Here is a 24688-nt window from a genome sequence, read left to right as displayed (position 1 = left end):
CTAATTATCACAATTTTTATAGCCTTTAAATAACAAAAAATCCTGCTCTCGGCAGAATTTTTAGATTTCTTTTTCAACTTCGTCAATACACCAAGCAATTAGTTCCTCTAAGCGAGCAATATCCTCAGTCATATGAAGATAGCCCATGACTGCTTCGAAGCCTGTTGACATTTTGTAGGTAATGACATCTGTATTTTTAGCCTTGGTATGACTATTCGCATTACGACCTCGTTTATAGATATCTAGCTCTTTTTCAGTCAAAAGCTCTTGCTCTAGCATTTTTTCAATGAGACTAGCCTGCGCCTTTGCCGACACATAGCGTGTAGCTAGACGGTGCAATTGATTTGGCTTGGTCTGACCTTGAAAAATCAGGTGACGGCGAATGTACAAGGAATAAACAGCATCTCCCTCAAAAGCGAGAGCAATACCATTAATAAGGTTGACATCAAGATGTTTAGTCACGTGTCCACCTCACGCCCTCCTTGGTATCAAGAAGTTTGATACCTTGAGCAGCCAACTCATCGCGAATGCGGTCTGCTGTCGCAAAGTCCTTGTTGGCACGCGCTGCTTGACGCTCTTCAATGAGTTTTTCGATATCTTCATCAAGGACTTCTTCTTCGAAAACAATACCGAAGACTTGGAGCATTTTTTCAAAAGCATCCTTAACGGTTTGGTCATAATTGCCTGAATTAATCCATTTGGCCATGTCAAACAGAACAGTCACACCATTCGCTGTATTAAAGTCATCATCCATAGCTTCTTGGAAGGCATCAAGATAAGTTTGCAACTCATCTTGATTCACCTGATCTGTCAATGGAAGGCTGTGGGTGTTTTTCAAATACTTAAGATTGACTTCAGCATCATGAATAGCTTTTTCAGTAAAGTTAATTGGCTTACGGTACTGTTGTGTTGCTAGGAAGAAGCGAAGCACTTGACCATCGACTGTCTTAAGCATATCATGAACCGTTACAAAGTTACCTAAGGATTTTGACATTTTCTCATTGTCCACATTGACAAAACCGTTGTGCATCCAGTAGTTGGCGAAGGTCTTGCCAGTTTTGGCTTCTGATTGGGCAATTTCATTGGTATGGTGTGGAAACTCAAGGTCTGCCCCTCCACCATGGATGTCGATGGTATCTCCAAGGATTTCAGTCGCCATAACTGAACATTCGATGTGCCAACCAGGACGACCTGGTCCCCACGGGCTGTCCCAAGAAACTTCTCCCTCTTTGGCAGCTTTCCAAAGGGCAAAATCCAGAGGATTCTCCTTACGTTCTGTTTCAGCATCCGTACGTCCGCTTGCACCAATTTCAAGATCTTCCAAAGTCTTGTTAGCCAATTTAGCATAGTTGTTTGACTTAGCTACTCGGAAGTAAACATCACCTTCAGAGACATAGGCGAATCCTTTGTCAACCAAGGTTGACACAAATGCAATGATTTCATCCATGTAGTTAATAACACGAGGATTTTGTGTCGCTGGTTTAATGCCAAGCTGTGCAATATCTTCCATAAAAGCCGCGATAAACTTGTCCGACAATTCTTTAGTTGAAATGCCAGCTTCATTGGCTGCCTTGATGATCTTATCATCTACATCCGTAAAGTTAGAAATATAGTTGACTGTGTAGCCACAATACTCAAAATAACGACGAATAGTATCAAAAGCTACTGCTGAACGGGCATTTCCGATATGAATATAATTGTAAACTGTTGGTCCGCAGACATACATATTGACAACATTTTCTGTCAAAGGTACAAAATCACGGAGCGAACGCGTCATCGTATCATAAATTTTAATCACTAGAGATTCCTTTCAATTAACTGGAAACTATTTTTTATTCTTGATATGGTTTAGGTATAAACACAAGAGTATCACAAGAATGATAATCCATATAGCCGCAACCAGCTGACCTTGAGCCAAGAGAGACATAGCTGAAAGGAAACTCCCAACTATATAGAAGACCAAAAAAGGATTGTTTTTGAATAAATTTTTCATAACTCAAGTATTACTTGTGACGTTGCTTAAAAACAAGACCAGCCCATAAAAGAGCAATGCAAAACCACAAGGCTGCCATGCTATAGTCTGCTCTATGTAAAGCAATGTAAACAAGGGCAAGAGGGCCCACGACCGTCAATCGAGTCACCTTTGAACTAAAGAGTTTCATCGTTTCCTTTCCTTATAGCCGTGATGAGTGAAAGCTAGCTGCTTTTAGAAGGTCTTCTAGCTTTTCGCTATAGTATTCACGTCCTTCTTCAATATCGTGGATAACTTCTTCATCCTTTTGACCATGAACACGCACAACCTTAGCAGGAACACCAACGACTGTAACATCTTCTGGGACATCCGCAACAACCACAGCTGCCGCACCGACCTTAGAATTCTTTCCAATCTCAATAGGGCCTATGACCTGAGCATGGGCTGAAACCAAGGCACCCTCACGAACGGTTGGGTGACGTTTTCCGACATCTTTACCAGTACCACCTAAAGTGACACCGTGGTAAAGCATAGCACCCTTCTCCACAACAGCTGTCTCACCAATGACAAGGCCTGAGCCATGGTCAATGAAAACACCTTCAGCAATCTGAGCCCCTGGGTGAATCTCGATTTGAGTCCAGAAGCGCCAAAACTGACTATGCATACGCGCTAAAAGTCGACAATGGTGGCGCCAGAGAAAATGTGAGATACGATGAGCAGCCAAGGCTTTTAATCCAGGGTAGGTTAAAAGAACCTCCAGACTCGTCCGAGCTGCTGGGTCATTTTTCTTTACTATATCAATACTTTCTTTCCACCAACCCATTTAGGTCACTCCTTACATCATTATTGCTATTATTGTTTGTTGTGGCCCTATTATTTCTTTAAAGTGGAAAGCTGTAAACACTAGGTCTACTCGCTATCCCCCTCAAAATAAGACCAATCGACTAACTCAGGTTGCTCATCAAACGGATTGATGACAATACCTTGAACCTTATCCAACTCATTTTCACCTGTTGAAGGCTGGTAAATTTCTGACAGTGGCCATTGTAAAATCGTCCCTTTAGCCTTACGGAAAGGTAGGCCAAAAGTTTCGTTACCGTACCATTTTGCAAAGCTCGTTAAGTTCGTAAACACTGGCACATAACTCTGTCCCTCTGCATTCGACATGGTCGCAAAGAAACGGTCATCCTGACCATCTTCCTCGCGCTTGTGAACAAAGGCTGGGACAAGATAAATCTTATCTTTAGAATCTGCCTTTTGATTTTCCTCACCCAAAAGGTTATTGAGCGTCTGAGTGAAATAGTTGATAAACTGGATAAGTTCACTGCTTGCAAAAAGAGTGGTATTTGAGAAATCACCATCCTCTTTTAAATTGAAAGCAAGACCAAAAAGCTCTGCCTGAACCAGTTGTGTTAGGATATCTAAGCTTGAACGTTCTATCCAAGTCTGTTCTCGAGCACTCTCTTGAGTAGCTTTGAAAGATTGTAAGTCCTGTTCACTAGTGAAGACAGGAACAACCTTCTTGCCTTCCACTTCAACTGCGTAGAGGTCTTGGGCAGCCAAGACGGGAGTACGTTGTAGGTGATTAACCAAAGCCAGACTGGTCAAAAAGTGGTCTGGTTCCTTTAAAAATTCTTTTAGAGTTTCATCAAAAGCTTGCAATTCTTGATTTTCTGTCATTCTTCTATCTGTTCTTTCGTTTCTGATTTATCAGGATTTTTCGGTGCTTCACCATTTTCATTATGGTGGCGTGGCTTGTGATGAGAACGACGGCGGTGACGATGCTCTCCTTTATTTTCCCCGTCCTCAATCTTTTCAGGCTTAGGGAGCAAGGTCTTGATTGAGGCATCGATACGTCCTTTTTCATCGATTTTGATAATTTTAACAGTTACTGTATCCCCAACTTTAACCACATCCTCGACACGCTCAGTGCGTTCCCAAGCTAGTTCTGAGATGTGGACAAGAGCATCTGTCTTATTAAAGAGGTGAACAAAGGCACCGAACTTTTCAATACGCACAACTGGTACAGTGTAAACCTCTCCAACCTTAGCTTCACGTACAAGATCAAAGATGATAGCTTTAGCACGGTTAATGGCATCCTGATCACTAGAGAAAATCTGAACAAGACCTTCTTCATCGATATCGATAGTGACACCAGTCTCAGCGATAATCTTGTCAATCGTTTCGCCACCTTTACCGATGACAACCTTAATCTTGTCAACAGGAATCTGAATACTGTCAATCTTAGGCGCTGTTGGTGCCAATTCTGGACGTGGCTCAGCGATTGCTGACTCAATAACGTCAAGAATCTCAAAACGAGCTACCTTGGCTTGAGCCAAAGCCTCTTCGAGAATGGCAGGTGTAATACCTGAAATCTTAATATCCATCTGAAGAGCTGTAATTCCTTGACGTGTACCAGCTACTTTAAAGTCCATATCTCCAAAATGGTCTTCTAAACCTTGAATATCAGTCAGGACAGTGTAGTTAGTACCATCTGAGATAAGCCCCATAGCTATCCCTGCAACAGGCGCCTTAATCGGTACACCACCAGCCATAAGAGCCAAGGTTCCTGCACAAATAGAGGCTTGTGAGGAAGAACCATTTGACTCCAAGACTTCTGCTACCAAACGGATAGCATAAGGGAACTCTTCAACACTTGGAAGAACCTGAGCAAGGGCACGTTCACCTAGGGCTCCGTGACCTATTTCACGTCGACCTGGTGCACCGTAACGCCCTGTTTCACCCACTGAATACTGAGGGAAATTATAGTGGTGAAGGAAGCGTTTCTTATACTCTGGATCCAAACCATCAACAAGTTGTGTATCACTCATAGGTGCTAAAGTCAAAACTGACAAGGCTTGAGTTTGTCCACGTGTAAAGAGACCTGAACCATGAACCTTAGGAAGAAAGTCAATCTCTGCGTCCAAAGGACGGATTTCATCCACACGACGACCATCTGGACGAACCTTATCCTCGGTAATGAGACGGCGTACTTCAGCATGTTCCATCTGCTCAAGGATTTCTGCTACATCACGCAGAATGGTTTCCTTATCTTCATCTTCTGCAAAGCGTTCTTGATAAGAAGTAAGGACCTCTTCTTTAACAGCCTGGGTTGCTGCTTCACGCGCCAGTTTTTCTTCCACCTGAACAGCATTAGCTAACTGATCATAATAAGCCGTTTCGATTTCGACTTTCAAATCAGTATCAACTTGTAGAAGTTCAACCTCAGCCTTTTCCTTACCAACAGCTGCAACGATATAATTTTGGAAATCAACCAACTCTTGAATAGCCTCATGTCCCTTCAAGAGTGCTTGCAACATAATATCCTCAGACAATTCCTGAGCACCCGACTCTACCATATTGATAGCTTCCTTGGTACCTGCCACTGTCAAGTCTAAAAGTGAAATTTCCTTATCTGCTGCACTTGGGTTGATGATGAAATCTTCTGCGGCATAGGCCACTTGAACCCCAGCAATCGGACCATTGAAAGGAATGTCAGAAATAGAAAGAGCTAAAGAGCTGCCAAACATAGCTGCCATCGGAGCACTAGCATTCTCATCATAAGAGAGGACGGTGTTAATGACTTGAACTTCATTTCGGAAGCCTTCCGCAAACATAGGACGAATAGGACGGTCAATGAGGCGAGCAGTCAACGTGGCATCTGTTGAGGGACGACCCTCACGCTTGTTAAAGCCCCCCGGGAACTTACCAGCTGCATACATTTTTTCCTCATAATTAACCTGTAAAGGAAAGAAATCTGCAGTTGCCATCTTTTTAGACATAACAGCTGTTGATAATACCGTTGTATCTCCATAACGCACGACGACAGCACCATTAGCCTGCTTGGCTACCTGCCCAACTTCAACGACAAGCGGGCGTCCTGCAAAGGTCATCTCAAAAGTTTGTTTAGCCATGTTTGATCCCTCTTTTTATCCATGACCAGCCCTTATAAAAACGAACCGGTCAACTTTATGTCATTCATTTGATATAACTTTCATTTTACCATAATATAGTCAAAAATGGCAGAGCTCCGGCATAAGTTAGCAGCTAAGATTCCCTTTCTCTCAGATATTTAAGTCGTTTTGTGATATAATAAACACTTATGAGAGACAAAGGAATGACTATGAAAAAATTACAACACATCATTATGATTGCCTTAATCTTACTAGGCCTAGTAACACCTGCTCTAGCACAAGAACAGACAGATGACTTCAATGTTTCCGCTAAACATGCGATTGCTATCGAAGCAACTACAGGAAAAGTCCTCTATGAAAAGGACGCCACTACCCCTGATGGTGTGGCTTCAATGACTAAAATCCTAACAGCCTACATGGTCTATAAAGCAGTTGATCAAGGAAAAATTACCTGGGACACTGAAGTAGATATTTCAGACTATCCTTTCAACTTAACCGTTGATTCAGAAGTTTCAAATGCCCCACTGGATTCCCGAAAATACACTGTTAAACAACTCCTAGATGCCACCCTCATTTCCAGCGCTAACAGTGCTGCTATTGCTCTGGCTGAAAAAATCTCAGGATCAGAGAGTGCCTTCGTTGACACTATGACAGCCCAACTAAAAGAATGGGGCATTACAGATGCTAAATTATATAACGCTTCTGGCCTAAATAATAAATATCTTGGGGATAACCGCTATCCTGGCTCAAAACCAGATGACGAGAATACGATGAGCGCCCTAGATGTTGCAATTATTGCGGACCACCTCATCAAAGACTATCCTCAGGTACTTGAAATCACCAAGCAAACCGAAACTGACTTCGAAGGTGACAACAAATTAACGACACACAACTACATGTTGGAGGGGCAAGACAACTACCGTGAAGGCGTTGATGGACTCAAGACTGGAACAACCGAACTTGCAGGGGCATCCTTTGTAGCCCACTCCAATGAAAATGGCATGAGTTTGATTACAGTTGTTATGAATGCGGACAATGGCGGAGAGGATGAAGCTGCTCGATTCACAGCCACAAATGAGTTGCTAGATTATGTGACTCAAAACTGGGAAATCAAAACCCTCAACACCAAAGGACAAATCGTCAAGAAAAATGATATTAAGGTAGCCGATGGAGACCGTCAAACCATCTCTGCTAAGCTCGAGTCAGACCTCACAGTCATTCAAAAAATAAACAGCAAAAATGATGCTGTTAAAATCAAAGCAAAAACCATAACAGCACCTATCAAAAAAGGTGACACTATTGGAACAGCAACCTTTGATGATAAGAATCTCGTAGGAACAGGTTACATCTCTGATCCGCCTCAAATTTCGGTAACAGCCAACCAATCTATCAAGAAAAGTTTCTTCTTAAAAGTTTGGTGGAACCATATCGTTAATTTCTTTACAGGAAATAAGTAAACACAAAACTACCTTTTAGATATCAAAAGGTAGTTTTATCTTGCCTTCAAAATTAGTCCTGTTAGTAAATGCCCCTTCTCTACACCTTATGTTCCTCTCAAAATGTGGTATAATAAATATCCAAAACACATGAAGGAACAAACCATGAAAAAACTGATTACGCTTATGATGACCTTCTTACTCTGTCTGGGAAGCGTAGCCCCTGCTTTTGCAGCAGATAAGAAAAAAGGATATGATGCCGCAGCCAAACATGCCATTGCTGTCGAAGCTACTACTGGCAAAATTTTATACGAAAAAGATGCAACCACTTCTACAGGGATTGGCTCTATTACCAAGCTCCTAACAGCCTACATGGTTTATAAAGCGGTAGATCAGGGAGACCTCAAATGGAACAGCAAAGTTGATATTTCTGACTACCCCTTTGAACTAACTGTCAGTGCCGGAGTATCCAATATCCCACTAGATGCCCGCAAATACACTGTCAAACAACTTCTTGACGCAACTCTTATTTCCAGTGCCAATAGTGCATCGATTGCTCTAGCCGAAGAAATCGGAGGAACCGAAAGTAAGTTTGTCGACATGATGAAAGCCCAACTTAAAGATTGGGGTATCACTGATGCCAAGATTGTCAATGCCTCTGGTCTCAATAATTCTTACTTAGGTGACAATATCTATCCAGGCTCTAAATCAGACGAAGAAAATACCATGAGTGCTAAAGATGTTGCTATCATTGCACAACACGTGGTGAAAGAATATCCTGAAATTCTCGACATCACTAAAAAAACTGAAGCTGATTTTGATGGTGTCAACAAACTTAAAACCTTCAACTATATGCTTAAGGGACAACCTAGTTACCGTAAAGGGGTGGATGGCCTAAAAACGGGAACCACTGATTTAGCCGGTGCTTCCTTCGTGGCCCACTCAAATGAAAGTGGCATGAGCATTATCACAGTCATTTTGAATGCTGATAATACCGATACTGATGACTACGCCCGTTTCACTGCAACAAATGACCTACTTAACTACGTTGTCTATCATTGGGAAAGCAAGACCATTGCCAAAAAAGGACAAGCCATCGGTAAAAGTCAAGCCCATGTTATTGATGGTAAATCTAAGCAAGTCACTGCTGTTGCTAAGTCTGACTTTAATATCATCCAAAAAATAGATGCTAACAATAGTAAACATATTAAAGTCACTACCAATCAAGTCCAAGCCCCTGTCAACTCAAGTGACAAGGTTGGAACGGCTACCTTTGAAGATAAATCACTTGTAGGAGAAGGTTACTTGCCTAACCAAGGTATGCCTAGCATGGAACTGGTTGCTGGTAAAGAAGTTAAGAAAAGCTTCTTCCTCAAGGTCTGGTGGAATCACTTTGTCAACTTTGTCAACGAAAAACTCTAATTATTACAGTCGAGCTTTGCTCGGCTTTTTCTTTTACCCCATCTTTACAGAAAGATTGACTCTACCTTGACTCCTATTGACACAAAAAAAGACAAACTACACCTGTAATCTGTCTTTTTGTTTGATTTTTACACTACTGTAAAGGTTAATTTATCTTTCGAGCAGCCGATTTTAAGAGTTTGTCCACTAACTACTTGGCCACCTAGTAAGAGCTCAGATAACTTGTCCTCCACTTGAGTTTGAATCGTACGACGTAATGGACGAGCACCCATCTCAACATCATAGCCATCTTTAGCCAAATGCTTGAGAGCAGCTGGTTGGAATTTTAAGTCAATTCCTTTTTCTGCCAAAGCTGAAACCAACGGTTTTACCATAATCTTGACAATCTCACGAAGTTGCTCTTCCTCTAGGCTATGGAAGACAACCTTTTCATCAATACGGTTGATAAACTCTGGGCGGTAGGCCTTCTTAAGTTCTTCCATGATACGTGACTGCATAGCTTGGTGATTATGAGAAATGTCTTGGACTCCAAAACCAACAGTCTTATCATCACGAAGAGCAGTCGCTCCCAAGTTCGAAGTCATAATGATAATGGTATTTGAGAAGTCAACTTTACGACCTCGACTATCCGTCAAGACACCATCATCCAAAACCTGTAAGAGGATGTTGAAAATATCTGGGTGAGCTTTTTCCACCTCGTCAAAGAGGAGAACTGAGTAAGGCTTATTGCGAACTTTCTCTGTTAATTCACCACCCTCATCATATCCAACATAACCTGGAGGAGCACCGTTAAGTCGGCTAGCCGCAAATTTTTCCATGTATTCTGACATATCAAAGCGAAGCAAAGCTGACTCATCATCAAAGAGAACTTCCGCCAATGCCTTGGCCAATTCTGTCTTACCAACACCAGTAGGCCCAAGGAACATGAAGGAACCAATCGGACGTTTTCCAGTACGAATACCTGACTGGTTACGACGAATAGCACGACTAATCGCTGAAACTGCCTCGTCTTGACCAATAACACGTTTGTGAAGCTCTGCTTCCAGATTTAAGTAACGCTTGCTATCTGCCTGAGTCATCTTCTCAACAGGGATACCTGATAGACGACTAAGGGTTTGCATAATCTGATCCGCATCTACCAAGGCAGGTTTTGGTAATTTTGCTTTTTGGCTAGCCTTATATTGTTTAACAGCAGCCTTCATATCACCAGATAGAAGCGCTTCATCCAAAGGCGTTATCTCACGTTTGGCTTCTTTTTTAATACGACCTTGAACAGTTGCACTTGCTTCATCTAAAAGGTCAATGGCAGAGTCAGGCAAGTTTTTACTCGTCAAATAACGATGCGCCGCCTTGACCGCTGTCTCAACTGCTTCATCAGTAATCGTTACACGATGATAGTCTTCATAAGACGAACGTAGGCCTTTTAGAATATCAATCGCCTCAGCTACACTTGGCTCCTCAATTGTAATCTTAGCAAAACGGCGAGAAAGAGCTGCATCTTTCTCAATATGCTTTTGATACTCTGCTTGAGTGGTAGCTCCAACCATATGAAGGGTTCCACGAGCTAGAGCAGGTTTCAAAATATTTGCCGCATCTAAGGTACTATCAATACCTGAACCAGAACCAATAATCGTATGCAGTTCGTCAATAAAGAGAATGATTTTTCCATCAGCTTCAATCTCATCGATGATTTGATTCATACGTTCTTCGAAGTCTCCACGGAAACGTGTTCCTGCAACCACACTCATCATATCAAGCTCTAAGATACGCATATCAGCCAGCTCAAAAGGTACTTCGCCTGAAGCAATACGCTGTGCCAAGCCAAGCGCAAGTGCCGTCTTACCAACACCTGCTTCACCTACAAGAACTGGGTTATTCTTCGTTTTACGACTCAAAACCTGAATCATGCGTGAAATCTCTTTCTCACGTCCAATAACAGGATCAAGAGCACCTGACTCGGCCACTGCCGTTAAGTCCTTGGTATAATCTGCCAACTCCCCAGTAGAAGATTGAGGAGGCTGCATCATATTAGCAAAATTTCCTGATGCCTTTGATTTTTTAGGCTTACGAAGGTCATGAATGGACTTCAAATCTTGCTTACTAAGACCTGCGTAACGCTCCAAAGAACGTCGTAAATCGATAATGCGAGGCTTATCGCTGTCATCCTTATATTGAAAACCAGCAACTTCAAGGAGACGACAAACCATCAAATCCTTATGAAGAAGGAAGGCCATCAATACATGTTCAGACCCTACCTCTACAGCACCAGTTACACTAGCAATTCCCTCTGCCTCTTGCAACATAGCCTCTAAAGCATGTGACTGTGCACGTAAATCGATAATATCTGATTCAGACAAGTCTTTTGGACTTTTCTCCATCGCTAGTACAGCAGCGGTCTCAATCTCTTCCGCACGAATACGGTCCTCAAAATCAGTAAATGTTAGGTAAGCTACAGATCCTGGAACCTCAACCATAGCCAGAAGCACATGCCAAGTCTCCAAGAAAGGACTTCCAAAACGCTCTGCCTCAAGCTGAGCACGATGGAAAATGGCCTGCATTTTTCTTGAATATGTCGTCATCTAATTTCCTTTTCTATCCAATCTAAGTAATAGCGAGCGTAGAATACGCGAACGAATAGCAGCCGCATCTGCGCCTAAAATATCATCACTAGCAGTTGCTAAAATCAAATTTCCCTCACGCTCTGTGATGATTTTTTCATCAAAAAGCAACTGGATCAAGTCTGTAAATACCTGCTCGCTGAGCTGATCCGCTAAGTTCTGAAGCAAATCATTAATCATGTGGTGCTTATCAGAGAATCTGACTTTGACGATACGAATATAACCGCCACCTCCACGCTTACTCTCAACAATATAACCACGACTTTCTGTAAAGCGGGTCTTAATAACATAATTAATCTGACTCGGTACAACTTGAAAAGTATCTGCTAAGTTCGAGCGTTGAATCTCAGCAATTCCAGACTGGCCCAGCAATTCTTTAATATATTCTTCTATACTATCTGATGTATTTCTTGCCATCTTAATTCCTCCAGTCTAATTTGACTATAACTGACTATTATTATACCAAAAATGTCAGCACATGGGAAACTATACCTTCAAAAAGCTTTTTAAAGTTGTCATTAGAGACCATATAAGATACAATAAATAAGACTAAAATATTAGGTAACTTTAAGTGTTTGATCCACTTTGACAGGCTGAGCCCCACCTAATCCAACAAGTACTTTTTAGCACTTTCGCAGTAGTATTAGTCTTATCACTCTTGATAAAGCTCTTGTGACTTTTAGTCTTTATTTTATTTCTCTATGAAAGGTTACTCATGAAATACATCATTGCATTCTTAATCTCTATGATTCCCTTGGTTGAGCTCCGTGGAGCCGTTCCTGTTGCTATCGCCTCAGGTATCCCTTGGTGGCAAGCCTTAATTCTTTGTGTTATTGGGAACATGATTCCAGTTCCAATTATCTTCTTCTTCGCCCGCCGTGTTCTCGAATGGGGAACAGACAAACCTCTAATTGGTGGCTTCTTTACCTGGTGTCTTAAAAAAGGTCACAGTGGTGGCCAAAAACTTGAAAAAGCTGCCGGAGATAAGGGGGTCTTCTGGGCCCTCCTCCTTTTTGTGGGAATTCCACTTCCAGGAACAGGAGCCTGGACTGGTACCCTAGCAGCATCTATCCTAGATTGGGACTTTAAACGTAGTGTTATTGCCGTTATGCTGGGGGTTATCCTTGCAGGTATCATCATGGGAACACTCTCTCTTCTACTTGGTGTAAATACCTTCGCTCATTAATTACTTTGTTAACGTCTGGGGCATGCTCAGATGTTTTTTAATAACAACAAAAAAGAAGTTACGATTCATTTACGTAACTTCTTTCCTTTTATCTAGCAACTAGAATTAGTTGTTAAGTGCTGCTGCCATTGTAGCTGCAACTTCTGATTCAAAGTCGTTAGATGCTTTTTCGATACCTTCACCAACTTCAAAGCGAACGAATTCTACTACTGAAGCGTTTACTGATTCAAGGTAAGCTTCAACTGTTTTGCTGTCGTCCATGATGTAAACTTGAGCAAGAAGAGTGTAAGCTTGGTCAACTTTAGTGTTGTCAAGCAAGAAGCGGTCCATTTTACCTGGGATGATTTTATCCCAGATTTTTTCTGGTTTACCTTCAGCAGCCAACTCAGCTTTGATATCTTCTTCAGCTTGAGCAAGAACAGCATCAGTCAATTGAGCTTTAGAACCATATTTAAGGTGTGGAAGAGCTGGTTTGTTAACCATTGCACGGCTTTCGTTATCTTGATCGATAGCGTGGTTAAGTTGTGCCAATTCATCTTTAACAAATTGTTCGTCCAATTCAGTGTATGAAAGAACAGTTGGTTTCATCGCTGCGATGTGCATTGAGATTTGTTTTGCAAGAGCATCATCTCCACCTTCGATAACTGAAACAACACCGATACGTCCACCGTTGTGTTGGTAAGCTCCGAAGTGTTGGGCATCAGTTTTCTCAACAACTGCAAAACGACGGAATGAAATCTTTTCACCGATAGTAGCTGTAGCAGTCACGTATGCAGCTTCAAGAGTTTCACCTGAAGGCATAGTCAATGCAAGTGCTTCTTCGTTGTTAGCTGGTTTACCTTCAGCAATTACTTTAGCTGTTTCGTTTACCAACTCAACGAATTGAGCGTTCTTCGCAACGAAGTCAGTTTCAGCGTTAACTTCAACAACTGCTGCAACGTTACCGTTAACGTAAACACCAGTCAAACCTTCAGCTGCAACACGATCAGCTTTCTTAGCTGCTTTAGCCATACCTTTTTCGCGAAGCAATTCAATCGCTTTTTCGATATCACCTTCAACTTCAACCAATGCTTTTTTAGCGTCCATGACACCAGCACCAGATTTTTCACGCAATTCTTTAACAAGTTTAGCTGTAATTTCTGCCATTTTGTTTTTCTCCAAATTTATTTTATCAAACTAAGGGGCAGGGCTGAGCCCCGCCCCTTAGGTGTTTGTCGTATCTTAAGTGGGCATATAGCCCTAACCAATCTTAAAGATTAGTTGTTGTCACCTTCGACAACTTCAACGATTTCTTCGATTGAATCAGCTGCAGCTGCTTCTTGGAAATCTGCAGAAGCATCTTCACCTTGGTTACCTTCGATGATAGCATCAGCCATTTTTGAAGTGATCAATTTAACGGCACGGATAGCGTCATCGTTAGCTGGGATGATTACATCGATCTCATCTGGATCAGCGTTTGTATCAACCATCGCTACAACTGGGATACCAAGTTTTTTAGCTTCTTTAACAGCGATTTGTTCTTTGTGTGGGTCAACGATGTAGATTACATCTGGAATGCGAGGCATATCTTCGATACCACCCAAGAATTTTTCAAGACGTGCACGTTGTTTGTTAAGAAGTGCAACTTCTTTCTTAGGAAGAACTTCGAAAGTTCCGTCAGCTTCCATTTGTTTGATTTCTTTCAAACGAGCGATACGTTTTTGGATAGTATCCCAGTTTGTAAGAGTACCACCCAACCAACGGTGGTTGATGTAGTATTGACCAGCACGAGTTGCTTCTTCAGCTACTGCTTCAGCTGCTTGTTTTTTAGTACCAACGAACAAAATTACTGCATCGTTAGCTGCTGCTTCACGAACGAATTCGTAAGCTGTATCAGCCATTTTTACAGTTTGTTGCAAGTCAATAACGTGGATTCCGTTACGTTCTGTGAAGATGTACTTAGCCATCTTAGGATTCCAGCGACGAGTTTGGTGACCGAAGTGAACACCAGCCTCAAGAAGTTGTTTCATTGAAATTACTGCCATGAGTATTTCTCCTTAAAAATTGTTTTTTCCTCTTCTAAGCTTTAGACTTGCAGTCCCACCCTGCGGCAACAAGACCACAATCGGCTTAGAATGAGTATTTGTCACTTTACGCAACTATAATAGTTTATCAAAAAAAGTGACATTTGACAAGCTCTAAAATCAGTCTGACCATTAGAAAAATCCCCCTCTCATTAAAATTGCAATCGTTTTCTTTGAGGTTGATGAGTATTTCGTTTATAATTAGGCTATTAAAAATAGAGGAGGACATTATTTTGTCATTAGTCGGAAAAGAAATTATTGAATTTTCAGCACAGGCTTATCACAACGGGGAATTCATTACTGTTACAGATGAAGATGTTAAAGGTAAATGGGCGGTCTTCTGCTTCTACCCTGCAGATTTTTCATTTGTCTGCCCAACTGAACTCGGTGACCTTCAAGAACAATATGAAGCTCTTAAATCTCTTGGTGTAGAGGTTTACTCTGTCTCTACCGATACTCACTTTGTTCACAAAGCTTGGCATGATGACTCAGATGTTGTTGGAACTATTACTTATCCTATGATTGGAGATCCTTCACACCACATCTCACAAGGTTTTGATGTTCTTGGACAAGATGGTCTCGCACAACGTGGTACATTCATTATTGATCCAGATGGTGTTATCCAAATGATGGAAATTAACGCTGATGGTATTGGACGTGATGCAAGCACTCTTATTGATAAAGTCCGTGCTGCTCAATATATTCGTCAACATCCAGGTGAAGTTTGTCCAGCCAAATGGAAAGAAGGAGCTGAAACACTTACTCCTAGCTTAGATCTTGTAGGTAAAATTTAACAACCAGGGGGTATCCATGGTCTTAGATAAAGAAATCAAGACACAATTAGCGCAGTATTTAAATTTACTAGAATCTGATATTGTATTACAAACAGATTTAGGGGATGATGATAATTCTCGTAAAGTAAAAGAATTTTTAGACGAGATTGTCGCTATGTCTGACCGCATTAGTCTTGAATCAACACATTTAAAACGTCAACCTAGTTTTGGTATTGCACAAAAAGGGCAAAAAAGTCGTGTTATTTTCTCAGGCTTACCAATGGGCCACGAATTCACATCTTTCATTTTAGCTCTCTTGCAAGTTTCTGGTCGTCCACCTAAAGTTGATGATGACACTATCGAACGTATCAAGAAGATTGATAAACCCATTGATTTAGAAACTTATGTTTCATTAACTTGTCACAATTGTCCAGACGTTGTTCAAGCCTTTAATATAATGGCTGTTTTGAACCCAAATATCACTCACACTATGATTGAAGGTGGTATGTATCAAGATGAGGTCAAAGCCAAAGGTATCATGTCTGTTCCTACGGTTTACAAAGACCAAGAAGAATTTACTTCTGGTCGTGCAACCATTGAACAGCTTGTAGAAAAGTTGGACGGACCACTTGAAGCTGAGGCTTTCGCTGGTAAAGGTGTCTATGATGTTTTGGTTATTGGTGGTGGTCCTGCTGGAAACAGTGCTGCAATTTACGCTGCTCGTAAAGGGCTTAAAACTGGGCTTTTAGCAGAAACTTTTGGTGGGCAAGTTATCGAGACAGTTGGTATTGAGAACATGATTGGTACGCTATATACAGAAGGTCCTAAGTTAATGGCCCAAGTTGAAGAGCATACAAAATCTTACAATGTTGATATCATCAAAAGTCAATTAGCTACTGGCATTGAGAAGAAAGAACTTATTGAAGTCACACTAGCTAACGGTGCCGTTTTAAAATCTAAAACGGCTATCCTAGCACTAGGAGCCAAATGGCGTAATATCAACGTTCCTGGTGAAGATGAATTCCGCAATAAAGGGGTTACTTACTGTCCACACTGCGATGGTCCTCTATTTGAAGGAAAAAATGTTGCTGTTATCGGTGGTGGTAACTCAGGTTTGGAAGCTGCTTTGGATTTAGCGGGTATTACTAAACACGTTACAGTCTTAGAGTTCTTGCCTGAATTAAAGGCAGATCAAGTCTTACAAGAACGAGCTGCTAAAACTGATAATCTAACCATTCTTAAGAACGTTGCAACCAAAGAAATTCTTGGTCAAGATCATGTGACTGGTTTGAGTTACGTTGAGCGTGATACAAACGAAGAAAAACATCTTGATCTTGAAGGTGTCTTTGTCCAAATTGGTCTTGTACCAAGTACTGCTTGGCTCAAAGACAGTGGTATTGAACTCAATGAACGCCAAGAAATTATCGTTGATAAATTTGGTTCAACAAATATCCCTGGTATTTTTGCCGCAGGTGACTGTACTGACAGCGCCTACAAACAAATCATTATTTCCATGGGATCTGGTGCTACAGCTGCTATCGGAGCCTTTGATTACTTGATTAGACAATAATCAAAACATACGTGTTAGTAATCTATCTACAACAATTACAAGAAATATAAAGAGGTTGAATGTCTTTCAGCCTCTTTATATTTCTTGTAAATAGGCAGTTTGAACAATCAACCAGCCAATTTGATGAAAGAGACTTGACGAATCTTTGTTTTTTCGATAGAATGGTATCTGTTATGGCGGTATAGCCAAGTGGTAAGGCACGGCTCTGCAAAAGCTTGATCGTCGGTTCAAATCCGTCTACCGCCTTCATAATACGAGGACACCTTAGGGTGTCTTTTTTCATTGTTGCATATAAAAATACCCGAAGCTAGATACCTCGGGTATTCATTATTCTTATTTAATGGCTTCAACCAAAGCCGCTGCTTGAGTCTGAAGGCTTTCAAGAACTTCTGCTGTTGCTACGAATTTTCCATCCACCCATGCTGTATCATTTACACGTGTCGCTGTAAAATCACCAACCACTTGGGTACGGATAAATGGTAACAATTCTTTGTAGACATCAAAAAGTTGATTGTGACCACCATTAGCAACTGATGACACGGTTACAATCTTATCTTGAAGAGCTGATGGTCCTGAAGGATCTGATAGGTCAAGGGCGCGGCTCAACCAGTCAAGTAAATTTTTCACTGGCCCAGGAATTGAGAAATTATAAACCGGTGAGAAAATCCAGATTGCATCTGCTGCCAAGACCTGCTCTCGAACTTCTGCCAAAACAGGAAGAACCGGACTTTCTAAATCCTGATTAAAAACAGGTACTTGACTATAGTCAAGATAAGAAACATTAGCTTTATCAGCTAGCATTTTCTCAGCTTCTTCTGCTAATTGGTGGTTAAATGATCCCTTACGAAGAGACCCAACGATAAATAGAATGTTTTTCATGATACATTTCCTTTGTATTTCTAACAATTAATAATTAATACTACATAGTAATATATGCGATTTCATTAGAAATATAAAGAAATATGCTCAGACATTCTTAAATTTTTTCAGTAGCTCTACCAACTGTGCCTGCTCTTCAGGTATCAGAACGGAAAAAGTCTCCTCAATAGCTCGCTGATGTGGGGGGATTGCTGCTTGAATAATACGACGTCCCTCATCCGTCAAATCAACCTCGAAAGCACGCTTATCTGTTTGGCAGGCTTCTCGCGTCAGCCAGCCTTTTTTCTCCATATTTTTAATAACGACAGTCATATTACCGGAGGTAGCAAGCATGCGATCAATTAATTCGCCAATCTTCATACGTCCTTTGGCATTTAGTACGTCCATGACCCCAAATTGAGTTGGTGTCAAATTAAATTCTTTAAAAGTCTCAGAAACCTTGGCATCGATGGTACGAAAAGCCTTACGCATAACTACCATACTTTTTACAGCCATATTTTTATCTAAGTCGCTCATTTCTAGTCCTTTCCAAATAGATGCTGTTTTTATTACTCTACCACAGTTTTTCTAAAAGTGGTATATGAAAATGAAAAAATAAGAAAAAAGAGTCCTTAGATATCTAACCAATACCTCAGAACTCTTTCATTTCTAACTATTACGATTCCAAAAAAGGGCTAATAAGATAACAGCACCTAGCACCGAAGGGACTATAGCAGTATCTGCTAACATCGGTCCCCAATTTCCAAAAAGAAGCTGACCAACAAAAGCACCTAGCCATCCAACAAAGGTCTTGCCAATACAACCCATACGTTCACCCCTATTTGATATAGCAGAAGCAATAAGGCCAATTAGAAAACCAACTATCATACTTCCAATCATGATAAATTCTCCATCATACTTAGATTACCCAATCCCCATTTCGGAAGATTGGTACACGACTACCATCTTGGCGGATGCCATCAATATCCATTTGATTTGAACCAATCATAAAATCTACGTGTACATCAGAACGATTAAGACCAGCTTCCTTAAGCTCCTCTTCTGTCATGTCTGCCCCTCCCTCAACACTGGTAGCATAGGCTGCTCCAATAGCTAGGTGGTTGGATGCATTCTCATCAAAAAGAGTGTTAAAGAAGGTGATGCCTGACTGTGAAATAGGACTTGGATCTGGTACCAGAGCACATTCACCTAGAGCACGCGCCCCATTATTGTTGAAGACGAGATTCTTCATCACCTCATCGCCCTGGTACGCTGTGATATCTACAATTTCACCGTCTTTGAAGGTTACCTTGATTCCCTCAATAATATTGCCATTGTAACTTAGAGGCTTTGTACTTGAGACATAGCCATCTGCACGACGAAAATCTGGTGCCGTAAAGACTTCTTCTGTTGGCATATTAGGAAGGAAGCCTTCACCTTGCGCATTGATGGCACCTGCAGACTCCCAAACGTGATTTTTAGGCAATCCTAGAGTCAAATCTGTTCCAGGTGCTTGGTAATGCAAGGCTGAGAATTGTGCCTCATTGAGTAGGCGTGCTTTAGCATCCAAACGTTCAGCATGTTCCTTCCAAGCACGTACAGGATCCTCTTCATAAACACGACAGGTCTTGAAAATTTGGTCCCAAAGTAAATCTACAGCTTCCTCATCACTCGAAGCATCAGGAAAGACCTTCTTAGCCCATTCCTTACCAGCTGCAGCAGCTACAGTCCAACTAACCTTATTAGACTGAGTTGCCACCTGCATAGGTTTAAAGGCCACTCCAGTAGCTTTTGCATGAGCAGATAAACGTTCAGGAGCTACACCATTAAGGGCACCTGGATCTGATGAACGAACACCTAAGCGACTTGCCTTTTTGGCCAACAAATATTCCATCTCAGCTTTTTTATAGGCAGGAACCTCTTCGATGCGGTCCATATCAGCATGCAAGAAGCGCTCGCGATTAATAATATCATCTGACCATTGAACGATTACCTCAGCTGCTCCTAAAGCATAGGCTTCTTTTACTAAGAGGTGAGCTAGCTCTGCTTGTTCTACATCAATGCTCAAGGCCACTGTGTGACCAGGTTGCACATTAATCCCATTAGCAACCAGTAATTTAGCATATTTCTCAAGATTTTCTTTAAAATTTGGTAAAACCATGATTAACTCCTTGAAACTATATTTTTCTATCAGTATACCATAAGACGAAGAAAAAGGTTTCTTCTCAGCTTTGGCTTGTTAGCATCACATGCAGACCCCTAAACAAAAAGAGAACGGAGACTGACTCCATTCTCTCAAAGTTGATGACGATTCTCTTTAGCGATTAAAAGAAATCATCAAAAAGACTTAATTGATTATCTTCTGGCATATTTCCTAGGATTCCCATTTCATCCAATTTTTCAACCAAGGTTGATGATAAACCTCCTCGTTTACGCAATTCTGTTTTGGAAAGGAACTCACCTTCTTCACGCGCAGCAACCACTTGCTTAGCAACGTTCTCACCCAAACCTTCAAGTGCAATAAACGGTGGAATCAAGGTATCTCCTTCAATCAGAAATTCAGTTGCCTGACTCTTATAAAGATCTAACTGGCCAAAGGTAAAGCCACGTTCTAACATTTCATTGACAATCTCAAGCGTCGTAAATAAGTCATTTTCAACATTAGTCGCTTCATTTCGTTGGCGCTTCTCCTTAATATCTTCCATTCGAGCTTTAACAGCATCAAGACCCGCAGACATCGTTTTAAGCTCGAATGCTTTAGCTCGAATTGAAAAGTAGGCACAATAGTAATAAATAGGATGGTGCACTTTGAAATAAGCTACACGCAGGGCCATCATAACGTAGGCTGCCGCATGGGCTTTAGGGAACATGTATTTGATTTTACCACAAGATTCAATATACCAGTCTGGAACATTATTTTCACGCATGGCTTGAATATAGCCATCTCGCTCTTCTTCAGAAATTTTCAACCACATTCCCTTACGCACACGTTCCATAATGGTGAAGGCCATCTTAGGATCTAATCCCGCATGCATTAGGTATACCATGATATCGTCACGACAACCGATAACGGTTTTCAGAGTGGCAATACCTTCCTTGATCAAATCTTGTGCATTACCCAACCAAACGTCTGTACCATGGGACAAACCAGATAACTGTAAGAGTTCCGCAAAAGTCGTCGGATGCGTCTCGTCTACCATACCACGAACAAAGTTAGTCCCAAACTCAGGGATTCCTAACATTCCCGTTGGTGTCCCAATCTGTTCAGGTGTTACCCCCAAAATTTCAGTCCCTGAAAAAAGTTTCATTACATCTGGGTCATCTGCTCGAATATCTTTTGGATCAATTCCTGATAAATCCTGCAACTTACGAATCATAGTCGGATCATCATGTCCCAGAATATCAAGCTTCAACACGTTCTCATCGATATCGTGGAAATTAAAGTGAGTCGTCTGCCAGGCAGCCGTTACATCATCAGCCGGATATTGAACAGGTGTAAAATCATAGACATCCATATAATTTGGAATAACAACGATACCACCCGGGTGCTGACCTGTGTTTCGCTTAACCCCAGCGGCACCCATAGCCAGACGATCGACCTCGGCATCACGGTAAAACTTATTATAGTCACGTTCGTAACCTTTGACAAAACCATAAGCCGTCCGATCTGCAACAGTACCTACTGTTCCGGCACGAAAAGCATATTGCTCTCCAAAAATATCACGAACATCCAAGTGGGCTGATGGTTGATCATCACCGGAAAAGTTCAAATCGATATCCGGAACCTTATCCCCATCAAAACCTAGGAAAGTCTCGAAAGGAATATCCTGACCATCTTTTTTATACTCCGTTCCACATTCCGAACACTCCTTATCAGGCAAATCGAAGCCAGATCCATAAGAACCATCTGTAATGAACTCTGAGTGTTGACATTTAGGACATAAATAGTGTGGCGGCATCGGATTAACCTCAGTAATTCCAATCATCGTCGCAACAAAACTAGAACCGACAGATCCACGCGAACCAACTAGGTACCCACGTTCATTTGAACGGTTAACCAGCATCTGCGAAGCCAGGTAAATTACGGCAAAACCATTACCAAGAATTGAGGACAACTCTTTCTCAATTCGCAGATCAATAATATCAGGCAAAGGATTACCATAGAGCTCAAACGCTCTAGCATATGTCATCTCCGCAACCTGTTCTTCCGCACGATCAATGAAAGGTGTGTACAAGTCTTTTTTGACAACCTCGACCTCTTCAATTTGGTCAGCCATAGCCTGCGTATTAGTTACAACAATTTCATAGGCTAAATCTTTTCCCAAAAAGGCAAAGTCATCTAGCATCTCATTCGTTGTTCTAAAATGCGCTTCAGGTAAAGGAGCAGGTTTCGCATTTTCTCCCTTACCGATTGGCCTATTAATCATTGCTCCTTGTCCCAAAGCACGAACAATGATTTCACGATAAATCGCATCCTCAGGATTGATATAATGTACATTTCCTGTAGCAAGCACAGGCTTGTCCAGACGACTAGCGACTTCGATCAAATCTCGAATCAGTTGTTCTATAGCCACCTCATCCTTAATTAAGTCCTTCGCAATCAATGGTGCATAAATCGCTGGTGGCATAACTTCAATAAAGTCATAATATTTAGCAACTTCAACTGCCTTGTCAATACCATGAGACAGAAGCGTATCAAAAACCTCACCATCAGCACAAGCAGAACCTACAATGATTCCCTCACGATACTCATCTAAGACCGTACGAGGAATACGTGCTACCCCCTCAAAGTATGAGACATTTGATAAACTTACCAACTTAAAGATATTCTTCAAGCCAATTTGATTCTGAACATACAGTGTCGCATGTTTAACACGAGACTTTTTATACGAATCTTCAGAAACCAAATCCGTGTTCAACTGTTCCAAATTAGTCAAACCGTGCTTATCAAACACATCTTTTATGAAGATAAACAACAAACGGCCCGTTGCTTCCGCATCATAATTAGCCATGTGGTGGTGATCCAAAGCCACACCAAACCGCTTCGTCAAAGGACCCAAACCATGACGCTTATACTCAGGATAAAGATTTCGTGCAAATTCTAAAGTATCAATAACTGGTTGTGAAATTGTTGGTAACTGATGTCTTTCATAATTGGCATTCATAAAACCAACGTCAAAAGTCGCATTATGAGCTACTAGCACAGTTCCTTGACAGAATTCTTGAAACTCCTGTAAAACTTGGACTAAAGGTTTAGCACCTTTTACATGATTATCAGTAATACCTGTCAACTCAGTAGTAAAAGCAGAAAGAGGATGCCCTGGGTCTATAAATTCATCAAATTGCTCAATAATATTACCTTTATGCATTTTTGATGCCGCAATCTGAATCAAATCATTATGAACAGCAGACAAGCCCGTTGTCTCAACGTCAAATACAACATAAGTAGCTTCTTTTAATTCCAAATTCTGGGAATTATAAACAATAGGAACTTTATCCTCAACAAGATTGGCTTCAAGACCAAAAATAGCTTTAATACCAGCTTTCTTAGCCCTATGGTAGCCATGAGGAAAACTCTGAACATTAGCGTGATCAGTTATAGCAACAGCTGGATGCCCCCAAGAAGCAGCAGTATCAATAAGCTCTTCCACAGTTGGCATGGCATCCATAGTCGACATGTTAGTATGTGCATGAAATTCCACACGCTTTTGTCCCTCAGGCATCAAATCCTTGCGAGGTGTGTACGAAATCTCTTTGATATCTTGTACATTCATTGTCAGACTATGAGTGAAAGGATTATTCTCAATACGACCGCGAACTCTTACCCAGTTCCCCTTTTTTATCATATCGAACTTAGCAAGCTCATCACTATCTTTGACCCAGCGCTGCATTGCAAAACTAGAGGTATAATCAGTTACCTTGAAATTAATAATAATTCGACCCGTCTTAGTTTCACGTTGCTCTACATCAAAAATATATCCTTCAAAAACAACACGATTCTCTTCAGAATTAATATCAACCATTGGCGTTATTTCAGCCTTATCAAAACTAGCCTGCCGTTGACTTTGTTTCTCAGCAAAATTTTGGGGCAGTTCATTCACAGGTTTCGGTGCTGGAGCACTCTCAAGAATAGATTGAAGAGCCTGTCTTGCCTGAGATTCAGCTTGTTCTTGTAAAGAAACCTTGTTTGTTTCATAAGCCTCTTCAATAGAAGATGACGCTTCCTTATCTTCAAGAACAGAAATTGATACGTCAGATAAACCAACTTGAGAAAGAGATTTAGAAATCAAAGAAATAAATCTATCCTGTAAGTTTTCTTTAATTATATGCGCTGGAGCCTTAACACAAATACTATTATTTGAAATTTCAACCTTTAGATTTGAGAATAAAGAATAAATAGAAAAGTGAGAAACTTTTAAACTATCTAAGGCATATGAAAAATAATCTCCAAGTAAAGAATCATCGCAAGAAGTAGAAAGTAAACGAATCTCAAAAGAAGCTTTGGCACCTAAAGAATTGAAGGAAGAATGAAGTAGACTATCAAAAAGCACAAAAGACTCATAAGAAAGAACACTACGAAAAGAAAAAACAAAAAACCACTGCCGTTTTGATTTAAATAGTTTTACTGTTTCGATAGAACCATCTTTAATTTCTTTAAAAGCATCGTGTTCCTCAGGAAAACGAATTTGCTTTAAGAGAAGCTGAAATTTATCAGACATAAAAATTAAACTCCTATAGACAAAAAAACACTCCTAAAGGAGTGTAACTTATACCGGCGGCCGGGGTCGAACCGGCACGTCCTTGCGGACACTGGATTTTGAGTCCAGCGCGTCTGCCAATTCCGCCACGCCGGCAAAGTATAACTGGGGTAGCTGG

Annotated in this window: 19 protein-coding genes and 3 tRNA genes (1 of these 22 running past the window's edge); 6 read left to right on the top strand and 16 right to left on the bottom strand. The window is 41.1% G+C overall.

All coding sequences use genetic code 11. The features are described from left to right. Window positions 1-60: 60 nt before the first annotated feature. The 5 genes from BSR19_RS00560 to pnp form a co-directional block, all read right to left on the bottom strand. Window positions 61-462, bottom strand: a complete 402-nt coding sequence (locus BSR19_RS00560) for a Mini-ribonuclease 3 (protein ID WP_002886359.1) — start codon at window positions 460-462, stop codon at window positions 61-63. Then, window positions 455-1798: a cysteine--tRNA ligase gene (cysS, locus tag BSR19_RS00555; RefSeq protein ID WP_060973208.1), complete on the bottom strand. Its 1344-nt coding sequence runs from the start codon at window positions 1796-1798 to the stop codon at window positions 455-457. The genes BSR19_RS00560 and cysS overlap by 8 nt, the downstream gene beginning before the upstream one ends. A 376-nt stretch (window positions 1799-2174) precedes the next feature. Continuing rightward, entirely contained in the window at window positions 2175-2795 is a 621-nt protein-coding gene (cysE, locus tag BSR19_RS00550; protein WP_014633706.1) for a serine O-acetyltransferase, read from the bottom strand. An 86-nt stretch (window positions 2796-2881) separates the two neighbouring features. After that, complete coding sequence (locus tag BSR19_RS00545; protein ID WP_060973207.1) at window positions 2882-3652, bottom strand: SseB family protein; 771 nt, start codon at window positions 3650-3652, stop codon at window positions 2882-2884. Continuing rightward, window positions 3649-5886, bottom strand: a complete 2238-nt coding sequence (gene pnp / locus BSR19_RS00540) for a polyribonucleotide nucleotidyltransferase (protein WP_060973206.1) — start codon at window positions 5884-5886, stop codon at window positions 3649-3651. Before pnp ends, BSR19_RS00545 begins: the two co-directional genes overlap by 4 nt. 209 nt (window positions 5887-6095) lie before the next feature. Between pnp and pbp3 (BSR19_RS00535) the strand changes: the two genes are divergently transcribed. Continuing rightward, entirely contained in the window at window positions 6096-7343 is a 1248-nt protein-coding gene (gene pbp3, locus BSR19_RS00535) for a D-alanyl-D-alanine carboxypeptidase PBP3 (protein WP_197092246.1), read from the top strand. 144 nt (window positions 7344-7487) lie between these two features. Then, window positions 7488-8744, top strand: a complete 1257-nt coding sequence (gene pbp3, locus BSR19_RS00530) for a D-alanyl-D-alanine carboxypeptidase PBP3 (RefSeq protein ID WP_060973204.1) — start codon at window positions 7488-7490, stop codon at window positions 8742-8744. A 128-nt stretch (window positions 8745-8872) separates the two neighbouring features. Here the strand turns inward: pbp3 (BSR19_RS00530) and BSR19_RS00525 are convergent, their stop codons facing one another. Further along, on the bottom strand, window positions 8873-11323 hold the full coding sequence (locus BSR19_RS00525; RefSeq protein WP_060973203.1) for an ATP-dependent Clp protease ATP-binding subunit: 2451 nt from the start codon (window positions 11321-11323) through the stop codon (window positions 8873-8875). Further along, complete coding sequence (locus tag BSR19_RS00520) at window positions 11324-11779, bottom strand: CtsR family transcriptional regulator (protein ID WP_002889615.1); 456 nt, start codon at window positions 11777-11779, stop codon at window positions 11324-11326. Window positions 11780-12077: 298 nt separating this feature from the next. Between BSR19_RS00520 and BSR19_RS00515 the strand changes: the two genes are divergently transcribed. Further along, window positions 12078-12548, top strand: a complete 471-nt coding sequence (locus BSR19_RS00515; protein ID WP_060973202.1) for a COG2426 family protein — start codon at window positions 12078-12080, stop codon at window positions 12546-12548. Window positions 12549-12653: 105 nt separating this feature from the next. Here BSR19_RS00515 and tsf read toward each other — a convergent pair whose 3' ends face one another. Then, window positions 12654-13694, bottom strand: coding sequence for a translation elongation factor Ts (gene tsf / locus BSR19_RS00510; protein WP_002886343.1), 1041 nt, complete (start codon window positions 13692-13694; stop codon window positions 12654-12656). 110 nt (window positions 13695-13804) lie between these two features. Further along, the gene (gene rpsB / locus BSR19_RS00505; RefSeq protein ID WP_002886342.1) at window positions 13805-14572 is read right to left on the bottom strand and encodes a 30S ribosomal protein S2; all 768 of its coding nucleotides are present in this window, start codon (window positions 14570-14572) and stop codon (window positions 13805-13807) included. Between the two features lie 272 nt (window positions 14573-14844). Between rpsB and ahpC the strand changes: the two genes are divergently transcribed. The 3 genes from ahpC to BSR19_RS00490 all read left to right on the top strand — a co-directional run bounded on the left by ahpC (window position 14845) and on the right by BSR19_RS00490 (window position 17200). Next, a complete protein-coding gene (ahpC, locus tag BSR19_RS00500) occupies window positions 14845-15405 on the top strand; it encodes an alkyl hydroperoxide reductase subunit C (protein ID WP_004182174.1) in 561 nt (186 codons plus the stop codon). Between the two features lie 16 nt (window positions 15406-15421). Next, complete coding sequence (gene ahpF, locus BSR19_RS00495; RefSeq protein ID WP_060973201.1) at window positions 15422-16954, top strand: alkyl hydroperoxide reductase subunit F; 1533 nt, start codon at window positions 15422-15424, stop codon at window positions 16952-16954. 175 nt (window positions 16955-17129) lie between these two features. Beyond that, window positions 17130-17200 (top strand) — tRNA-Cys (locus tag BSR19_RS00490). 87 nt (window positions 17201-17287) lie between these two features. On the opposite strand, the gene BSR19_RS00485 is transcribed toward BSR19_RS00490, so the two are convergent. The 7 genes from BSR19_RS00485 to BSR19_RS00455 all read right to left on the bottom strand — a co-directional run. Beyond that, window positions 17288-17833: an NAD(P)H-dependent oxidoreductase gene (locus BSR19_RS00485; RefSeq protein ID WP_156246294.1), complete on the bottom strand. Its 546-nt coding sequence runs from the start codon at window positions 17831-17833 to the stop codon at window positions 17288-17290. Window positions 17834-17920: 87 nt separating this feature from the next. Continuing rightward, on the bottom strand, window positions 17921-18349 hold the full coding sequence (locus tag BSR19_RS00480; protein ID WP_156246293.1) for a MarR family winged helix-turn-helix transcriptional regulator: 429 nt from the start codon (window positions 18347-18349) through the stop codon (window positions 17921-17923). A 132-nt stretch (window positions 18350-18481) separates the two neighbouring features. Continuing rightward, on the bottom strand, window positions 18482-18712 hold the full coding sequence (locus BSR19_RS00475) for a GlsB/YeaQ/YmgE family stress response membrane protein (RefSeq protein ID WP_002889604.1): 231 nt from the start codon (window positions 18710-18712) through the stop codon (window positions 18482-18484). Between the two features lie 19 nt (window positions 18713-18731). Further along, on the bottom strand, window positions 18732-19973 hold the full coding sequence (locus BSR19_RS00470; protein ID WP_156246292.1) for an aminopeptidase: 1242 nt from the start codon (window positions 19971-19973) through the stop codon (window positions 18732-18734). A gap of 163 nt (window positions 19974-20136) precedes the next feature. Then, window positions 20137-24531, bottom strand: coding sequence for a PolC-type DNA polymerase III (locus tag BSR19_RS00465; protein WP_156246291.1), 4395 nt, complete (start codon window positions 24529-24531; stop codon window positions 20137-20139). Window positions 24532-24582: 51 nt separating this feature from the next. Continuing rightward, window positions 24583-24666 (bottom strand) — tRNA-Leu (locus BSR19_RS00460). Between the two features lie 9 nt (window positions 24667-24675). Continuing rightward, window positions 24676-24688, bottom strand: a tRNA-Gln gene (locus BSR19_RS00455); it runs 59 nt beyond the window's last position.

It is taken from the genome of Streptococcus salivarius, from assembly GCF_009738225.1.
Taxonomy (GTDB): domain Bacteria; phylum Bacillota; class Bacilli; order Lactobacillales; family Streptococcaceae; genus Streptococcus.
This window is presented reverse-complemented; position numbering and strand designations above follow the sequence as displayed.

Excerpts from the sequence above, each read along its gene's own strand:
- ahpF (WP_060973201.1), top strand. The coding sequence starts at position 15,422 with ATGGTCTTAGATAAAGAAATCAAGACACAATTAGCGCAGTATTTAAAT.
- BSR19_RS00520 (WP_002889615.1), bottom strand. The coding sequence starts at position 11,779 with ATGGCAAGAAATACATCAGATAGTATAGAAGAATATATTAAAGAATTG.
- cysE (WP_014633706.1), bottom strand. The coding sequence starts at position 2,795 with ATGGGTTGGTGGAAAGAAAGTATTGATATAGTAAAGAAAAATGACCCA.
- BSR19_RS00475 (WP_002889604.1), bottom strand. The coding sequence starts at position 18,712 with ATGATTGGAAGTATGATAGTTGGTTTTCTAATTGGCCTTATTGCTTCT.
- pbp3 (WP_197092246.1), top strand. The coding sequence starts at position 6,096 with ATGAAAAAATTACAACACATCATTATGATTGCCTTAATCTTACTAGGC.
- BSR19_RS00465 (WP_156246291.1), bottom strand. The coding sequence starts at position 24,531 with ATGTCTGATAAATTTCAGCTTCTCTTAAAGCAAATTCGTTTTCCTGAG.
- BSR19_RS00515 (WP_060973202.1), top strand. The coding sequence starts at position 12,078 with ATGAAATACATCATTGCATTCTTAATCTCTATGATTCCCTTGGTTGAG.
- BSR19_RS00485 (WP_156246294.1), bottom strand. The coding sequence starts at position 17,833 with ATGAAAAACATTCTATTTATCGTTGGGTCTCTTCGTAAGGGATCATTT.
- pbp3 (WP_060973204.1), top strand. The coding sequence starts at position 7,488 with ATGAAAAAACTGATTACGCTTATGATGACCTTCTTACTCTGTCTGGGA.
- BSR19_RS00480 (WP_156246293.1), bottom strand. The coding sequence starts at position 18,349 with ATGAGCGACTTAGATAAAAATATGGCTGTAAAAAGTATGGTAGTTATG.
- BSR19_RS00525 (WP_060973203.1), bottom strand. The coding sequence starts at position 11,323 with ATGACGACATATTCAAGAAAAATGCAGGCCATTTTCCATCGTGCTCAG.
- BSR19_RS00470 (WP_156246292.1), bottom strand. The coding sequence starts at position 19,973 with ATGGTTTTACCAAATTTTAAAGAAAATCTTGAGAAATATGCTAAATTA.
- BSR19_RS00545 (WP_060973207.1), bottom strand. The coding sequence starts at position 3,652 with ATGACAGAAAATCAAGAATTGCAAGCTTTTGATGAAACTCTAAAAGAA.
- pnp (WP_060973206.1), bottom strand. The coding sequence starts at position 5,886 with ATGGCTAAACAAACTTTTGAGATGACCTTTGCAGGACGCCCGCTTGTC.
- tsf (WP_002886343.1), bottom strand. The coding sequence starts at position 13,694 with ATGGCAGAAATTACAGCTAAACTTGTTAAAGAATTGCGTGAAAAATCT.
- rpsB (WP_002886342.1), bottom strand. The coding sequence starts at position 14,572 with ATGGCAGTAATTTCAATGAAACAACTTCTTGAGGCTGGTGTTCACTTC.